Raw genomic sequence first — 16,627 nt, forward strand, 5'->3', positions numbered from 1 at the left:
TCAGTTCAGCCGCGTCGCGCGATAGACGCAGTGACGTGGTGCGCGTCAGGTGCTGCTGTTGTCGATGCAGCATTCCGTAACAATGGTAAAATTGATTGTTTGGATGGCAGGCATCCACGCCATGGACATGTGGAGACATGCGCTTTGAGGGGCCTTGACAAAATCTTCTCGTCGCGCTTGATGCTCTAACGACCGAGCGTGACCGCGGCGGCACGCAGCATCAACCTAGGTCAGCCGGCCACTAGGCAGCCGTCGTCCGCCTACGCGCCTATTTCCGCGATGAACTATTCACGATGAAAGGGCCTGGAGCTTGTCCCGACACCTTGTGCGGAAGAGCTTGCCGAGCCTATGGCTTCGGTCGCAAGGCTGAGAATACGACCGCGCCCCGTCTTTAATCCCTATCCGAGTTTGTGTTCGCCCACGCGGCTTCTGCTTGGCGGACGCATTGGGCTTTGCAGGGCTGTTGCTCGGATGGCTTCCCGTCGATCCTGTTTTCCGGCGGCGTTTGTGGCTTCGATTATGGAGCGCCAGCCGTCCTCTCTTCAGCCGTATCAAAGGCATCCGATGCGTTATCCGCTGCCACAACCCGCACATTCCATGTTGGGTCCTTGTTGTTGTCACCTTCGCTTGCGTGTCTCTTAATAGTCGCCGGTTGTCCCGCTCCAGCTTAACGCCGAGATCATTCATCGGCTTCTTCGCGGGTTCGGCGTCGCCAGGTTTCTGTCTAACGTGATCCGCGACGGCCTCCCTCAATTTGTTATCCGCCGCCGGGATCCTGGCTTCGCGCGCCGCTTTCGGCTCCGGCGTTTCATTGTCATTCGGCACTTGCAGCTTTGCTCTATGATCGACGGCCATTGTGAGGGATGGATCGGCGAGGGTGCCGAGGCTCTTGGCAACGCTTGGGCCGACCTCGTTCGCGTCCTTCCCCTGTGCCTTCGCCATCGCGGCGAGGCCGACGCCGCCTTTTTCCAGGAAGGCCGGCCCCTTGATCATCTCGTGGTACACTCCCTTGCGAAGATGCGTCTCGGCAAGGATATGGATGGCGCTCGGAGCAAAGCGGAGGATTTCGGGGCTGTTTGCCGCCCACCCCACGCCGCACGCGGACCTGTTGGTTTTTATCCGTGGCGTTGAGCCGAGAGCTGCCGATAGCGTTCGCGTGAGCGTCCTTTGATGATCAGGGTGCAGGAGTTTTCCGGCCGAGGGCCCGAAGGATCGGGAAGCTATCTGAAGGACTTGTTGCTTGCGAGCCGGGATTTGCCCAGCTCCTCGATCCCCAGTCGTTGACTGACATTTTGCGAGGCTTGCACAAAGCCACAGATCTCATTCCCTCGCGAGAAGCTGAGCAACTCCGCCCGTCGCGGGGCGCCAGATCAAGCGGTGGCCGGGACGGCGCCGACCCGCAATTCCCATTCTCCTGAATTGCCGATCTTTCCGAGGTTACCCAATATTACCCAAGTTTGGGTCGAAAAGCCGCTCGAGACGGAAAAGTGGCAGCTTAGCCTTTGTTGGATTACGCGCCTGAAGCAAGGGCGCGTGAGGTCCAAAGAGCTTAAGGGGAGGGAATCATGTTAACGAAGCGCGCCGCTTTTCGCGGCTATTCGGTGAGTCTTGCTAAAAGTGCTCTCGTCTGTTCCACGCTTTTGGCCGGAACAGCCGTTGCGTTTGAGCAAGCCGACGCAGACGGCATCAACTGGCGGCAGTTCGAAGGTACTTCGATCGTCTGGGCTTACGACATTCATCCCTATGCCGACGCGGTCGCAGCTCAACTGCCCGAATTTGAGAAGCTAACTGGTATCAAGGTAACGCCGGAGCTTTATCCGGACGATGCCTACTGGAATAAGCTAACGATCCAACTCAGTACAAAATCTCCGACTTGGGATGTCGTGGGTACGGGGATTCAGCCGGCCTGGGATCTCGCACCAGGCCAGTTGCTCGAACCTCTCGATCGCTATCTGAACGACCCGAAGCTCACCGCAGCGAGCTACGATTACAAGGACTTTTTCCCCTCGCTTCGCGATGCGCTGACCTGGAAAGTGAAGGATGGACAAATCGAACCGGCAAGTGGCCAGGTGTGGGCCATTCCGCATGGTTTCGAGAATATCCAGCTATTCTACCGTAAGGACATCCTCGACAAATTCAACATCAAGGTTCCGACAACTCCGCCAGAGATGTCCGCCGCATGCGAAAAGCTGAAGGCTGCGGATCCCGCGATCACACCTTTGGGCGTGCGCGGCGTGCGCTTCTGGAGCAGCATCCACACGGCTGCGATATCGATTGCCAAATCTTACGGCGTGCATGACTTCGTCCTTAAGGACGGGAAGTTGGACACGGGTCTGGACTCGCCCGAGTCGATCGCGTTCCACAAGGACTATGTGGACATGATCAAGATGTGCGCGGCGCCGTCCTTCGCTAACGACAATTGGTATCAGGTGGTCGATGGCATCAACTCAGGGCGCACCGCGATGGCCATCGATTCCAACATGTTCGGCTTTTGGAATGACGTGGCGGGCAAGCCCGCCTCAGGTAAAATCGCATTCGCACCTCCGCTGCGCGCCCCGAACAGCAAAAATTTCGAATCGAGTATCTGGATATGGTCGTTAGCGATGAACGCCGCTTCCCAGAAGAAGGGGGCAGCTTGGCTGTTCATCCAATGGGCGACCTCAAAGCAGGTTGATCTGAACGGCGCCGTTGCCGGCAAGCTCGTTAACTCCCCGCGTGCCTCGACGTGGGCCGACAAGACCTGGCTAGAATATGCGGCAAAGCCGGAGTTCAACAACTTCGTCAATGCATTCGAAAAAGTGCAGGACAGAGCTGCACTGGCCTTTACGCCCCGCGTCGGCTTTGCCGAAGCGATGAATGCTTGGGCCGTCGCCATGCAGAAGATGGTCAATGGCGCTGACGTCAAAACCACGCTGCTCGACCTCGCTTCTGAGATCCGTTCGTCCATGTAAGGCGGAGAAGGGGCGGCGGGGAAAATTGCCGCCCCTCATAGCTTAAGAGATCCAATGCGATGGACCTTCGCGGATTCGACGCAATCGTCACGCTGCAGCCTTCAACCAGCCAATTTCCCTCGTCGAAGGATGAGCTGGTGAGGAACGCCAAGGAGCCGGGTCTGGACTGGTGGGCCATCGCTGCGATCGCTCCAGCCGTCATCATACTGCTCGGATTTCTTTTCCTGTTCTTCTATGGCGTCTTTCAGTCGCTGACCGACCTCAAGTTTGGTCGGCCGCTTGTCCGCTTTATTGGCTTCGACAACTATGCGGCCCTGATCAAGACAGATGATTTCTGGAACAGCGTTCGCGTGACTCTCGTTTACGCCGGGTCTGCGGTATTCATGGAGGCGGCGTTCGGGCTGGCACTTGCGAAGCTGTTCGCGACGGAAGTCTTCCTTGCGCGTTTGATACGACCCGTAATCCTGCTGCCATTGGTCCTGCCACCGATGAGCGTAGCGCTCATGTGGACGACAATGATGGACCCGCAAAGCGGGATTATGAACTATTTGCTGTCACTTGCTGGGATCAGCCCGTTTCGATGGATTTCGGACCCCGGCACCGCAATGTTCTCCCTGATCCTCATTGACGTGTGGACTTATACGCCCTTCTTCGCGCTGATCATATTCGCCGGCCTACAGGGTATTACCGAGGACGTGAGGGAAGCCGCGCGGGTGAATGGTGCGAAAGGGTGGCCAACCTTCCTGCATATCGAGCTGCCGCTCGTCGCTCCATACATCTTGATCGCCGCAGTGTTTCGGCTGATCGAATCTCTCAATCAATTCGACATCATCTTCGGGACCACGCAGGGAGGGCCCGGAAACAGTACCGCCGTACTTTCGGTACGGGCCTATATCACCGCGTTCCAGAATCTCGCCTTTGGCCGTGGGGCCGCGCTCATGGTCGTCAACTGGACGATCGTGCTGGTCGGGACGTTCGCCATGATCAAGCTGTGGCGGTTCGTGCGGCGGAGCGTAAGCTGAAGAGGTAGCACATGCGCTTGAAACGCGCGACCTGCACCAATTGGGTCCTTAACCTGCTCGTCGGTCTTTGTGCGGTGATCCTAACCTTTCCACTGGCCTGGATCGTGATGATGTCGCTGAAGCAGCAGGTCGAGGTTATGGCCTGGCCGCCGACTTTCGTCTTCACGCCGACCCTGGAAAATTTTCGTGTCTTGTTTGATGTCGCGCAGGCGGGATCGACCAGCTACGGCACCATCAAAGTGGACTTCCTGACACCGATCACGAACAGCGTCGTCATAGCGCTCGGATCGGTCATCATTTCTCTGCTCGCGGGAGTACCTGCCGGCTACGTCCTGGCGAGGCGGGACATACCCCTGAAGGAAGACATTGCTTTCTTCATTCTTGGATTCCGCTTCGCTCCGGTATTGCTGGTTGTCATCCCGCTGTTCAACGTGTTCCAGACGGTTGGCCTCTATGATACCTATTTCGGCATGATCTGGGTGTACCAGGTCGTTACGCTGCCGATGATCGTGTGGCTGAGCCGCTCCTACATTGACGATATTCCAAAGGAGATCGAGGAGGCAGCCGCCATGGATGGCGCGAAACCATTCCGCGTCGTGTTGCACATCGTGCTGCCGCTGTTGAAGCCCGGCCTGATCGGGGCCTCATTGCTGATCTTCCTGCTCGCCTGGCACAATTTCGCCCTCGGTCTCATCCTCAGCTCGACCAAGGCACCGGTCACGGTCGCTCTCCTCAAGCTGCTCAATCCGGGTGTGCAGTTCTATCCAGTCATGGCCGCCGGACTGGTCGTGACGATGATCATCCCCGTCATTTTGATCGTCATCGGCCAACGTCATCTCGAGCGTGGGCTTACTTTCGGTGCTGTGAAATGAGTGCCAGGCCATTTATGTTCTTCGGAACAACAAATCTCGATCTCTGCTTCAATGTCGAGCGGCTTCCGATGCCGGGTGAAAGCCTGATGGGCACCTTGACCCGCAACCCGGGAGGGAAGGGCGCCAATCAGGCCGTTGCAGCTGCTCGGCTCGGTCTTCGGCCACGCTTCTACACGCGTCTCGGCGATGATGACACCGGTCACTCGCTCTTCCAGTCGCTAAGTGAGGCCGGCGTTTGCGCGGATGCAATCGAGATCTGTGCGGGAGAGGTGGCTGGTTCAGCCTTGGTTATGGTCGGTGACGACGGCTCTAACATGATCGTCATTGACCCGGGCGCCAATCTTAACGTGACGCCAGAAATGATCGAGAGCGCAGCGGAATTCATAGAGCCCGACGCGATTGTCGTGGCCGAGATGGGCATGCCTATCGCGGCGCTCAATAGGCTCTTCGAGATGAAGTCACACAAGGGCTTCGAGCTCATCTTCAACCCAGCGCCGGTGAGGCCGGGGCTTTCATCGGCAGCATGGAGAAGTGTCGATTTCGTCACGCCGAACCAGACAGAAGCTTTTGAGCTGACGGGGATCGAGGTGTACGACTTCGACGGTGCTGCGCACGCGGCCGGGAAGCTTCTTGATCTCGGGCCGAGAGCCGCGCTGATCACCTTAGGAGCGCAGGGTGCCTATTATGCCGATGCGAAGAGCTCTTTTGCCCTGCGCGCCTTTCCTGTCAACGTCGTTGATACCACAGCCGCAGGAGATGCTTTTAATGGAGCATTCGCCGCATCGCTCGCCCAACGGCTGCCGTTGAGGGACGCAGTGAGCAAGGCGCTGGCCGTTGCAGCCCTGTGTGTGACACGGCGCGGCGCTCAAAGCTCGATGCCGACCGCCCACGCAGTTGACGAGTTTCTGAAGTCCCAAACGATCTTGGAGTTGGAATGACCGAACAGTTCTCAGTTTCAGATAGAACGGTGCTCGTAACCGGGGCAGGCGGCGGCATCGGTTCTGCCATTGTGAATGCGTTTCGCCAAGGAGGAGCAAACGTCCTCGCCACCGATACCAACTTGAATAACCTCAGAGACACTCTGGCCGGATTGCGCTATGGCAACGGCATATTGCCCATGGCAATGGATGTCGCGCGCGAGCAAGATGTCACGAAAGTACTCGATGAGGTTGCCAAACTCTTTGGTCGGCTCGACGTGCTGGTCAACAACGCCGGTATCAAATCTGCCCAACCGCTCCTGAATGGCAGTGTCGAGAAAATTGAGCGCACGATTCAGATTAACTCGGTCGCCGTCCTGCGCTGCTCAAAATTGGTCGTCGAGCGCTTCATGAAAGGCAAGGGGGGGCGCATCGTCAACGTTGGCTCCTCGTTGTCTTCGCAGGGGGCAGTGTTCAACTACCAGGCTGGCGGAGCGGACTATTGTTTGTCGAAGGCGATTGTTCACGATGTCACGAAGCTGCTCGCCTATGAATGTGCCCCCCTCAATATCAACGTGAACGCAATCGCACCTGGGATCATCGATACCCCGATGCACGGGCGTGCGCGGGAGGAGACCGAAGCGCGCCACGGTGGCCGGATCCCGTTGGGAAGGGTCGGAGTGCCCGAGGATATCGCTGGCCTTGCCGTCTTCCTCGCCAGCCCCGCGGCCGCCTACATCACAGGGCAGATCGTTCACGTCAACGGCGGGATGCTGATGAATGGCTGAAGCAGGCTCTTACTCCTGGCCGTCCATCGAAGGCATCATTTCCGATCTGGACGGCGTCGTCTATCGCGGGAATGCTGCGATTTCAGATGCCATACAGGCATTTGGACGATGGCGGGCGGCCGGATTGCCGTTCTGCTTCGTAACCAACAACTCGACGCATACGCCGGAGGATGTCGTCCGCAAACTGGAGAGGTTCGGACTTGCGATCGAGCCGCGAGACGTGGTTACGAGCGCCATTACCGCAGCGGAGGTCATCCGCGCGAAATACCCGGACGCGACACGCGTATATGTCATTGGCGCGCCATCCCTTGTGAAAGCTGTCACCGACGTGGGTTTCGAGGTTGCCGACCGAAAGCCCGAGGTCGTGGTGATGGGTCTCGATCGTCAGATCACGCATGAGAAGATGCGGATCGCCGTCGAGGCAATCTTGAACGGAGCAGCCTTCATCGGCACCAACCCTGATCTCCTCTTGCCGACCGATCGCGGGTTCGAGCCAGGAGCAGGCGCAACGATCACAGCCGTGGCCGCTGCGACGCAAGTAAAGCCCCTGATCGTCGGCAAACCCGAGTTGCATATGATCGAGAGTGCACTTTTGCGTCTGCGGACGGCTCGCAACTGCACATTGCTGATCGGTGACCAGATTCCAACGGATATTCAGGCCGGCAAGCGGGCGGGCCTTCCGACCGTGCTGGTCACGACCGGGGTGCGGGCACGAGAGAACTCATCATTGATGCCGCCCGATTTCACCGTGTCCAGTCTGGCTGAGATTGAGGTGGCGCCGGCGGTAATTGGACGTGCGCGACAGAGGAGAGAATGATGGCCGATGTTCGCTTGGAGGGAGTTAGCAAGGCGTATGGAACTATCCAGGTCCTACGGAATATCGACCTGGCAATCGACCACGGTGAATTCGTCGTCTTCGTCGGACCATCTGGATCGGGCAAGTCTACGCTCCTCAGAATGATCGGGGGGCTGGAGCGAATTAGCGGAGGGCGGCTCCTAATCGATAACGAGGTTGTCAACAATGTTGACGCCGCTGACCGCAACCTCGGCATGGTGTTCCAGAGCTACGCTCTCTATCCGCACATGACCGTGCGAGGGAACCTTGCGTTCCCTCTGCGTATGGCCAAAATTGATAGGGCCCAGATAGAGACGAGGGTCGCCGAAACTGCGTCCCTCTTGCAGATCGATCATCTGCTGGATCGTAAACCTCGACAACTTTCAGGCGGGCAGCGGCAACGCGTGGCGATCGGGCGAGCGATTGTGCGCGAACCCAAAGTTTTCCTGTTCGACGAACCCCTGTCGAACTTGGATACGGAATTGCGCGTGCAAATGCGGGTTCAGATTGCCAAGCTTCACAAGCAGCTAGGAAACACCATGATCTATGTGACTCACGATCAGGTCGAAGCGATGACCATGGCTGACAAGATCGTCGTGCTCAAGGACGGCAATATCGAGCAAGTGGGCAGCCCGCGTGATCTCTACCACAATCCGGCCTCTCGCTTTGTGGCCGGGTTCATTGGCTCGCCCAAAATGAACTTCCTCAAGGGCAAGATCGAGGCGGCGCACGAAGAGGGCATGGACGTCAGACTGGACGCTGGTGCGACAGTATCCGTCCCCGTCCAACCGGATAAAGTGCTCGTGGGCAAACCCATCATGCTCGGAATTAGGCCGGACGATTTCTCTTTATCCTCTGCGGAGAAGAACGAGATCGCGATCGAGCTCGACGTCGACTTCGTCGAGCATCTCGGTAGCGTCACCTATGTGTATGGCAACGCTGGAAACGAAGCAGTGATCGCAAGGGCGCCCAAGCCCGAGGCACCCAATAGCGCCGGCAAGATTCGTCTCGCTGCCTGTCCGGCGGACTGCCACCTTTTCATGACGAACGGAAAAGCATTGCGACGGTTGCACCCGCCCGCGAATTGGAGCTAATTTCGCGTTACCAGCCGTGCAAGATGTGGGGTCGGTATGCAGTCGCGGACGGACCAGGTGAAGGCCGGCGGGATCCGGCAGTTCTTTCGGAATTCCCGTTCGTTTGTGCTTGGGGCCGGAATCGGATCGGGCATGACCGCGAGAGCGGCCGAACGAGCGGGAGCGGATTTCGTATTAGCGCTCAATGCCGGACGCTTTCGCGCGATGGGTGGATCTTCGCCAGCCTCGATTCTTCCAATCCGCAATAGCAACGAATTCGTGGCCGGCTTCGCCCGGACCGAAATCCTGCCTAGCACCAGATTACCGGTTTTTTTCGGGGCCTGTACCTTCGATCCACAACTCGATATTGACCGCTGGCTCGACCGGATCATCAGATGGGGCTTTTCGGGTGTCACCAACTTCCCGTCAGTGATCCACATTGATGACTACAGGAGGTCGTTGCTTGAGAAGTGCGGTCTTGGCTACGCCCGCGAAATCGAACTTCTAGTCAAGGCCGCAAAGCGCGGCCTGATGAGCATCGCCTATACCCGCACCCAATCGGAAGCAAGACGCATGGTTGAAGCGGGCGTGGAAGCCATCTGCATTAATTTCAATCTCAATCGCAGCGTCGAGAATTCATCGCAACCATCGATCAGCTTATCAGAACTTGCTGCGCGCACAAGTGCTGTTGCGCGCGTCGCTCAATCCATCGACAAGAGCCTTATCTGCCTGCTTGGCGGCGGACCGATAACAAAACCCGACGAATTGCTGGATATCTGCCGCGAAACCGGTATCCGGGGATTCATCGGAGGCTCTTCGCTGGACCGCGTACCGTTGGAGATGTCGGTCCTTGAGGTGACTTCGCGCTTCAAGACCATTCATTTGTTGCGGGAGAAGGTCGATCTTCTTGAGCGTCAGCTCCAGTTGAGCGGGTATAGGCACGGAGTGATCGCGCAGTCGTCGGTCATGAAGCGCGTTCTCGAAGCCGCAAAGCGCCTGGCCACGAATCCCAATCCTGTGCTCATTTGGGGCGAGCCCGGCTCAGGCAAACGGAGGATAGCCGGCTTGGTCCATGCCTTTAGCGACCATAAGCACTCGAACGCGGTGCTGTTTCATTGTCGCAGGGGGCTGGCGATAGACACGGTCGGTGCGTTGTTCGGCGCGGAGCGCGATGAGAACAGGAGACGCCAACTATCCGCCCTGGAAACTGCAAGCGATACTGCCATTTTGTTGTTGCATCTCGATCAGCTTTCGCGCGACGGGCAGGAGCGTCTTGCAGATTACCTCGAGACTGGCAACTTCACGCCCCTGAATGGCAACTCTGTTCTCCGGTCCACTGCACGAATAATTGCGACCGCGAAGGTTGCTCGCGGAGCGGGGCTGGAAACTGTGCTATGTCCCCGGCTTCTCGCCTCGTTTGCCGGGCTCGACATTGCGCTCCCAGCTTTGCCAAACCGCCTGGAGGATCTTCCGCAACTTGTTCAACATTTCACCATAGAGGCGAAGGGACATTCGAACGCCCAAACGCTCGCCATTGAAAATTCTGCGTTCCTCGCGCTCGCTGGCCATCATTGGCCCGGCAACCTCAGGGAATTGCGCCAGGTCGTCAACCAGCTGGTGACGCTGCCAGATACCCATATTACAGCGGACTTACTAAGGCCGCTATTGAACGCATCTTCACCCGTCAAGCCCACAGCTGCGTTCTCAGAGCGCGAGTGGATCATCGAAGGCTTGAAACGAAACAGGCTTCACCGCGGAAGGACCGCACGCTCCCTGGGGCTTTCAAGAAAGACCTTGTACAACAAAATCAAGAAGTTGCGGATACTGGAATAGCCTGAGCCAATCAATTTTTTCGGACCCGCCGCTTCGACGCGATCCCATCCGAGAGCGCAAGCTTCGGCACCGACGATCCGTCCTCGCTGCCAAGGCTTATCAGCTCCATGTCGTCGCCAATCGTCAGCGTGAGAGCTTCTGGCGGAAAATAGACGATACCGTCGAGATGGGAGCCGAGCCTGCTCTCCGCCGTTGTAATTTCAAGATCGTTACTGGCGACAAATAACGCCTTGAACCCTAGGCTGGCGAACCACTCCATACGCCGAAGTTCGAGCTCCTTTCCAGCATCAAGCGGCACACCCGCGATCGATCGCTCGATGATGGATGCGGGTGGGAAGTTTATGACGCCAAAGATCCCCGCATCGTTCAATGAGTCGGCAAGATCCTCCCAGCACGCGAATGGATCGATCATGACCATCGCCGCATAGGCCCGAACGGATGTCCTCTTGTGAATGGTACGCAAGTCTCGCAAGAGGCAATCGTTCCAGTCGACGACGGGCAAGGTTGCCATGACGAGCATGGAGCCTTCTGGAAGATGACGCAAAGACGGCGCATAGATTTCCAGGTAGCGGCCCGAGGGGGCAGCCGACGGGCGTGAGGCAAGCTTACCGATGAGTGTCGCTTTCGCTTTCACCGCTTCTACCCAATCTTACCCATTCAGACCTTTCGCCGATCTTATACTCAGGTTCAGCCCGGTCTAGAGAATCTGTTGTTAAGAATGGTCCGGGAGGAAGATCGTGTCTCACCATGGCGCGGACGACCAGGGGTCGGTCCGGGATGGTAAGCTGTCCGAAGTTGCAGCTACCGCCTGCGGCGCCGTCGCCATCGTGGCCACACTGGATACAAAGGGCCGCGAAGCGTCATTCCTATCGGATATCGTCGAAGATTGCGGCCGCAAGACCGTCCTGATCGATATCGGCACGTCCAAGGGCGTTGCCGGGGCGAAACAAGCAGATGGTGACGACGCTCGCGTGACTTCGCCCGCCGAGCTCTTGAAGGAAATAGCGGCAGTCACCAGCGCAAAAGTCAAGGGCCTCCAAGCATCAGGAACTATCAGTGCGATCGTCGGTCTAGCGGGCGGCAAGGGCAGCGCAGTCTTCGGCGAGGTGGTGGCTGATTTGCCTTATGGCTTCCCCAAGCTTCTGGTCAGCAGCGCAAGGCCAGCGCTACTCGCCGAATTGGCGGTCCATAACGACATCATGCTCTATCCGACCTTGGTCGATCTCTTCGGCATCAACGCGTTCACCGCAAAGATGTTGGAGAATGCGGGACGCGCCGTTGCGGCGATGCATTATGCGCCCTCCACGCAGGCGCGGAGAAAAAAGATTGTTGCCATTACGGCCTTTGGCGTCACGACGCGCGCGGCAAATCAGTGCGTGGAGCGCTTTGCCGAGGCCGGCGTAGATGCGATCGTTTTTCCGGCCAACGGGGCCGGCGGCCGCAAAATGGAATCGCTCCTCGCTGCCGGTGAGTTCGACGCTGTCCTTGATCTGACCACAACGGAGCTCGCCGACGAAATCGTTGGAGGCACCGCCAGCGCCGGTCCGGATCGGCTCAACGGAGCTTCGCGACGCTTGATCCCACAAATGATCGCGCCTGGCGCGGTAGATATGGTCAATTTTGGCCTGCCATCCAGCGTCCCAGATCAGTTTCGAGGGCGCCAATTCTATTCCCATACACCTTACACAACGCTCATGCGCACGACTGCGTCGGAGAACGCGCGTATCGGCCGGCTCACAGCCGAGCGGCTGTCGCAAGCGCACGGGCCCAGCATTGTACTTTGGCCGGCGAAAGGCGTTTCCGATTACGACCGCGAGGGCGGCATTTTTCGTGACGCCGCTGCTGACAGAGCTTGGCTCGATGCGGTCAAGGCAAATCTCCCGCCGACTATCACGTGCCAAGAACTCAACTGTCACATCAACGATCCCGAGTTTGCCGAGGCCGCCACGACGTGGATCCTGAAACAGTTGCGAGAAGGAGGCCCATGCGATGCGGATGTTTGAGCGAACCGAAATACTTTCCAAGATCGCGCAACAGGTAGCGGAAGAGAAATCGCTTCTTGCTGCTGGGAGCAGCTGCGGTTTAGTTGCGAAATGCGCCGTTCTCGGCGGGGCTGACATGCTGGTGGTCTACAGCACCGGGCTCTCGCGTCTGATGGGCCTGCCCACCAGCCGAATAGGCGACTCCAACGCACGCACGCTCGAGTTGGCTGCGGAAATCCGCAACGTCGTGTCCTCCGTTCCTGTCATAGGCGGCGTCGAGGCATGGGATCCTCTCCGGCTCGACCTCGATGCGCTTCTGGACAGGTTCCGGGCGGCCGGCTTCTCAGGCGTGATCAACTATCCGACCATCTCCACCATGGGTGAAAAATGGCGTGAACGGCGCGGCCACGTCGGGCTCGGCTTCGAACGCGAGCTCGAAATGATCGCTCTCGCTCGCAAGAAGAGCATCTTCTCTCTTGCCTATGTTGCGACGGCGGAAGACGCCAAAGCGATGGCCAGTAGCGGAGCTGACTGCATCGTCTCACATGTCGGCGCAACCCGCGGCGGGCTCGTGGGTCATGAGGAAGGGCAGTCAATCCAAGAGGCGATCAAGCGCATCAATGAAATCAACGCGGCGGCGATAAGCGTCCGATCGGACATCATCCTCCTTTGCCATGGAGGGGCAATTGCGGAACCGCAAGATACGTTCGAGGTCTTTCGGTCGACGCAGTGTGTCGGCTTCGTTGGCGCCTCGTCCATCGAAAGAATCCCAATTGAACGAGCCGTGAAGGCGGCGGCAGAGGAGTTCAAAGCCGTCCCTCTACCGCGAAATCGTTGACGTTGATCGCAATACGGGCAGCGAGGCTGGCATGAACACGCCGAACGACCAATCAGCCGATCACGAGACGATCGCATTTCCTTCCCGAGGCGGATCCAGGCCCGATCAGGATTGGGAAACAGAAGTGCTCGTCATCGGCAGCGGTGCAGCCGGACTGTCGGCTGCGCTCTATGCGGCAAAGGCCGGACTGCGAGTGACCGTATGTGAAAAGTCTTCACAGCTTGGCGGAACGACAGGCCTGTCGAATGGCATGATCTGGATTCCGTGTTCATCCCAGGCGGGGTCTGCAAAGATCGATGATTCCATCGCGAAGGCGAAAAGCTATCTGCAGCATGAACTCGGCAAATACTATCGGGCAGACTTTATCGATGCCTATCTTGAGGATGGCCCAACCGCCCTCACCGAACTTGAAGACGGCACGGAGGTAAAGTTCACGCTGGCGTCGGCGCCCGACTATCACTCGAACCAGATCGGTGGACTTGATATGGGCCGGGCACTCAGTCCCGCGTCCTATGATGGACGGCATCTCGGCGCAGACTTTGATCTGATAGGCGATCCCATTCGTGTTGTGTTTGGGGGAATGATGATCTCATCTGGCGAGGTGAGAAGTTTTTTGAACCCGTTCCTGTCTTTTGCTTCGCTCAAGCATGTTCTGCGCCGCGTAAGCCGCTACGCGCGGGATCGACTCAGTTACAGGCGTGGTACTGAGCTCAGCGGAGGCAATGCTTTGATTGCGCGCTTGCTCGTAAGCTTACGCAGATGCGGCGTAGAGGTATGGCCGGGCTCTCCCTTGGTAGAACTCATCAAAGAAGAGGGACGCGTCACGGGTGCCGTGGTTAAACTGATCGGTTCTGACGTTCGGGTTCGCGCTTCACATGGGGTCATCCTCGCCACCGGCGGCTTTGCTCGCAACGCCCAACTAAGATCGAAGCTGAGCGGGGCGCACCAGCACAACGACACGCTGGCCCATACCGACGTAACCGGCGATGGAATTGTCCTTGCGAGCAGAATCGGAGCCGCGATTGACAACGATGTCGCTTCTGCCGGCTTCTGGACGCCAGTGTCGATCCTCAAGAGCGGGAGCGGCGCGCAGGTTGTCCCATACGGCTGGCTCGACCGTGGCCGTCCCGGTGTCATTGCGGTCGGGCCAAACGCCCGACGCTTCGTCAACGAATCCAATTCGTACCATGACATTTGCCTGGCAATGTTCGCAAACGGGTATCCCGCGGACAAGCGGTTCTACTTCATCTGCGATCAAGATTTCGTCCGCCTGAGAGGCTTGGGATACTTGCTGCCCTGGCCCTGGACCTTGAGCGTCGGAAAATATGCGCGTCTCGGCTACATCAAGATGGGCCGAACGATACCTGAGCTTGCCAAGAAAATAGGAATAGACCCCGGCGCGCTTCAAAGAACCGTCGAGGAACATAACGCGCACGCTGCCGAAGGACGCGATCCGTTCTTCAAACGCGGTGAAACAGCATTCAATCGTACGCTGGGCGATCCAACGGTGGGAACGAAAAATCCAAATCTCGGACCGATCAAGTACGGACCGTTTGTGGCTCTGCCTATCGTTCCGGCAACGCTCGGCACGGCGACTGGATTGGCAACCGACACTTACGGAAATGTCCTGGACGCAGAACGCAAACCGATCCCAGGTCTCTATGCTTGCGGCAACGACATGACTTCGCCAATGCGGGGAATTTATCCCGGAGCAGGCATTACGATTGGTCCCGCGATCGTGTTTGCATACCGCGCCGTCAACAGCATCCTGCTATCCGCTCATGAGGGGCAAAGAGTGGTGGCTTCCGGAGCCTGATCGTCAGGCTCGGGACGGCGTGTATTCGGTCGTACGGCGAAGGGCGAAGGACGAGTGACCCAGACAGCCTTGGCAAGGTGCGATTGTTCTGATCGACGTCCCCGGACGTCGCGATCGAGCTTCACACAGAACTCATCTCTGACCTAGAGGGTTCACGATGCGTCGTTCGCGCCATGCCAAGATCGTCGCAACAGTTGGTCCCGCAACCGCGGAGCCTGAAAAGATCCATGCTCTCTATCTTTCGGGTGCTGATACCTTTCGGCTAAACTTCAGTCACGGAACGCATGATGACCATGCGCGCGTCTATGCCTCGATCCGCGCGATCGAGCAAGAATTTGGCCGGCCGATCGGGGTGCTACAGGACCTGCAAGGTCCAAAAATCCGCATCGGCTCGCTTGAAGAGGGCAAGCTGGCTCTGACCGCTGGCGAAACAATTCGCTTTGTGCTCGATAGAGCGAAAGGCGGAAAGCAATCAATCCCGCTTCCTCATCCCGAAATATTTGCAGTCGCCCATCCCGGACAGAACCTTCTCATTGATGACGGCCGTGTGCGCCTGAGCATCGTTAGTCCGGGGGATGGCGAACTTGTCGCGCGAGTCGTTGTGGGCGGCGTGATCCGCGACCACAAAGGCGTAAACCTTCCCGGGGCGGTGCTCGACATATCTGCTCTCACCAAGAAAGATCGCGCCGACCTCGCCTTCGGCCTCGCACTCGGCGTCGACTGGGTGGCCTTGTCCTTCGTTCAAAGGCCTTCGGACTTGCTCGAGGCGCGGGCGCTGATCGGCGATGCGGCTGGCCTGATAGCCAAGATCGAGACGCCTCTGGCACTCGATCGTATCGACGACATCATTCAATTGTCAGACGGCATCATGGTCGCTCGCGGTGATCTCGGCGTCGAAATCCCGCCTGAAGAGGTGCCTGGGCGACAGAAGGAACTCGTCCGCGCCTGTCGGCTTGCCGCAAAGCCCGTGATCGTCGCAACGCAAATGCTTGACTCCATGGTGATTGCGCCGACGCCGACGCGCGCGGAAGCCTCAGATGTCGCGACCGCCATCTACGATGGCGCCGACGCGGTGATGCTGTCTGCTGAATCGGCAAGCGGGGCTTATCCGATCCAAGCAGTTGCCATGATGGATCGGATCATCAAGAGTACAGAACAGCATCGTCTCTATCGGTCCCTGGTTGAAGCCTCGCAAGCTGACGAAGACGTCACGGCTCCGCACGCCGTCGCTGCCGCAGGCGCAGATCTTGCCGCCATCATTGACGCCAAGGCGATCATCGGCTTCACCGCAAGCGGCACGACGGCCGCCCGGATCGCGCGCAAGCGGCCGCCGGTGCCGATCCTGGCTCTTACTCCGGATGAGAGGCTGGCCCGGCGCATCTGCTTGTTCTGGGGCGTGCACAGCCTCGTATCGAGCGATCCCTCTAGCTATGAGGAGATGACGCAGATCGCCACAGTGGCGGCGCATCAGGAAGGCTACGTGCGATCGGGCGACTTGGCCGTTGTCGTCTCTGGCGTGCCATTTGGACATAGAGGCGCGACCAACAATCTCCGTGTTGCCGCCTGTTAAGACGACGGCCCGCCCAGACTGGATCCGCTGGCAGGCCGGTCAGTCTGCTTTCTCCCGAGACTTGCGCCGCTGTTGGAGAAATCCGACAGCGGCGTTTTTTTCAGGTGTCCGCGTCGATTGCGTAGCGAAA

General features: G+C 58.3%; 13 protein-coding genes and 1 pseudogene. 13 read left to right on the top strand and 1 reads right to left on the bottom strand.

Going from position 1 to position 16,627, the window contains the following annotated elements; genetic code table 11:
• Positions 1 to 161: 161 nt before the first annotated feature.
• From ACVJGD_RS40715 to ACVJGD_RS40755, 9 genes and pseudogenes are all read left to right on the top strand, one after another.
• Positions 162 to 408: pseudogene (locus ACVJGD_RS40715) on the top strand (LysR family transcriptional regulator); the annotation flags it as partial.
• 1,157 nt (positions 409 to 1,565) lie between these two features.
• Positions 1,566 to 2,951 carry an extracellular solute-binding protein gene (locus ACVJGD_RS40720; protein ID WP_456639392.1) on the top strand — a complete coding sequence of 462 codons (1,386 nt, stop codon included), beginning with the start codon at positions 1,566 to 1,568 and terminating at the stop codon, positions 2,949 to 2,951.
• Between the two features lie 59 nt (positions 2,952 to 3,010).
• Positions 3,011 to 3,973 (top strand): carbohydrate ABC transporter permease, encoded by a 963-nt coding sequence (locus tag ACVJGD_RS40725; RefSeq protein WP_456639393.1) that lies wholly within the window; start codon positions 3,011 to 3,013, stop codon positions 3,971 to 3,973.
• 11 nt (positions 3,974 to 3,984) lie between these two features.
• Positions 3,985 to 4,845, top strand: coding sequence for a carbohydrate ABC transporter permease (locus ACVJGD_RS40730; RefSeq protein WP_456639394.1), 861 nt, complete (start codon positions 3,985 to 3,987; stop codon positions 4,843 to 4,845).
• Positions 4,842 to 5,783, top strand: coding sequence for a ribokinase (locus ACVJGD_RS40735; RefSeq protein WP_456639395.1), 942 nt, complete (start codon positions 4,842 to 4,844; stop codon positions 5,781 to 5,783). The genes ACVJGD_RS40730 and ACVJGD_RS40735 overlap by 4 nt, the downstream gene beginning before the upstream one ends.
• Positions 5,780 to 6,550 (top strand): SDR family NAD(P)-dependent oxidoreductase, encoded by a 771-nt coding sequence (locus ACVJGD_RS40740; RefSeq protein ID WP_456639396.1) that lies wholly within the window; start codon positions 5,780 to 5,782, stop codon positions 6,548 to 6,550. The genes ACVJGD_RS40735 and ACVJGD_RS40740 overlap by 4 nt, the downstream gene beginning before the upstream one ends.
• Positions 6,543 to 7,367 carry an HAD-IIA family hydrolase gene (locus ACVJGD_RS40745; RefSeq protein WP_456639397.1) on the top strand — a complete coding sequence of 275 codons (825 nt, stop codon included), beginning with the start codon at positions 6,543 to 6,545 and terminating at the stop codon, positions 7,365 to 7,367. The genes ACVJGD_RS40740 and ACVJGD_RS40745 overlap by 8 nt, the downstream gene beginning before the upstream one ends.
• Positions 7,364 to 8,479, top strand: coding sequence for an ABC transporter ATP-binding protein (locus ACVJGD_RS40750; RefSeq protein WP_456639398.1), 1,116 nt, complete (start codon positions 7,364 to 7,366; stop codon positions 8,477 to 8,479). Before ACVJGD_RS40745 ends, ACVJGD_RS40750 begins: the two co-directional genes overlap by 4 nt.
• A 132-nt stretch (positions 8,480 to 8,611) precedes the next feature.
• Positions 8,612 to 10,291, top strand: coding sequence for a phosphoenolpyruvate hydrolase family protein (locus tag ACVJGD_RS40755; protein ID WP_456639399.1), 1,680 nt, complete (start codon positions 8,612 to 8,614; stop codon positions 10,289 to 10,291).
• Between the two features lie 10 nt (positions 10,292 to 10,301).
• Here ACVJGD_RS40755 and ACVJGD_RS40760 read toward each other — a convergent pair whose 3' ends face one another.
• Positions 10,302 to 10,925 carry a hypothetical protein gene (locus tag ACVJGD_RS40760; protein WP_456639400.1) on the bottom strand — a complete coding sequence of 208 codons (624 nt, stop codon included), beginning with the start codon at positions 10,923 to 10,925 and terminating at the stop codon, positions 10,302 to 10,304.
• Positions 10,926 to 11,028: 103 nt separating this feature from the next.
• Between ACVJGD_RS40760 and ACVJGD_RS40765 the strand changes: the two genes are divergently transcribed.
• The 4 genes from ACVJGD_RS40765 to pyk all read left to right on the top strand — a co-directional run bounded on the left by ACVJGD_RS40765 (position 11,029) and on the right by pyk (position 16,497).
• Positions 11,029 to 12,294 (top strand): Tm-1-like ATP-binding domain-containing protein, encoded by a 1,266-nt coding sequence (locus ACVJGD_RS40765; RefSeq protein WP_456639401.1) that lies wholly within the window; start codon positions 11,029 to 11,031, stop codon positions 12,292 to 12,294.
• Positions 12,281 to 13,111, top strand: coding sequence for a phosphoenolpyruvate hydrolase family protein (locus ACVJGD_RS40770; RefSeq protein WP_456639402.1), 831 nt, complete (start codon positions 12,281 to 12,283; stop codon positions 13,109 to 13,111). The genes ACVJGD_RS40765 and ACVJGD_RS40770 overlap by 14 nt, the downstream gene beginning before the upstream one ends.
• Before the next feature lie 31 nt (positions 13,112 to 13,142).
• Positions 13,143 to 14,927, top strand: coding sequence for an FAD-dependent oxidoreductase (locus ACVJGD_RS40775; protein ID WP_456639403.1), 1,785 nt, complete (start codon positions 13,143 to 13,145; stop codon positions 14,925 to 14,927).
• A 157-nt stretch (positions 14,928 to 15,084) separates the two neighbouring features.
• Positions 15,085 to 16,497 carry a pyruvate kinase gene (gene pyk, locus ACVJGD_RS40780; protein ID WP_456639404.1) on the top strand — a complete coding sequence of 471 codons (1,413 nt, stop codon included), beginning with the start codon at positions 15,085 to 15,087 and terminating at the stop codon, positions 16,495 to 16,497.
• Positions 16,498 to 16,627: the final 130 nt, after the last annotated feature.

The sequence above is a fragment of the Bradyrhizobium sp. USDA 10063 genome (assembly GCF_054063735.1).